The organism is Endothiovibrio diazotrophicus (assembly GCF_054657215.1).
Genome location: NZ_BAAHXB010000321.1, coordinates 1 through 446, shown reverse-complemented (window position 1 = coordinate 446; position 446 = coordinate 1). Strand labels below are relative to the sequence as shown.

1 protein-coding gene is annotated in these 446 nt (G+C 67.7%); it reads right to left on the bottom strand.

Annotation, left to right across the window (positions count from 1 at the left end):
- Nucleotides 1-3 precede the first annotated feature (3 nt).
- Nucleotides 4-446 (bottom strand): hypothetical protein (locus tag ACYQ2W_RS26630; RefSeq protein WP_459874155.1); only part of this gene is annotated, 443 nt, incomplete at its 5' end.

Here is a 446-nt window from a genome sequence, read left to right as displayed (position 1 = left end):
GGGTCACGGCTGCCGGCCCTCGTTCGGCAACCGCTTCCCCACCCGCAGCGACGCCCGCTCGGAGGAGAGGGTACTCCGCTCGCCACGCCCCATCTGCAAGGTGAGGCGGTAACGGTAGACCCCCTCGGCAAGATCGGCCGGGACGACCCCGCTCCAGTAGTACCCTCCATCGGCGGTGCCGTCCGCGACCTCCGCGTCGTTTGGCTCCCCGACGGGGTCCAGTTGCATACCCCGGCCGATAAAACGGATCTCGCGGATCACCACCGGTGTCTGCACGTCCATGGCGTAAACCACCCAGTTCAACCGCGTGCCGGGGTGACAGACGGTCACCAGCCGATCGCCGCCCTGCCGCAGGCTGTCACGACCGTTGTCCATCATGAACAGGTGATCGTCGAGGGAGCGCCGGGAGAGCGCCCCGAGCACGTCGACCACCGAGACGATGTTGA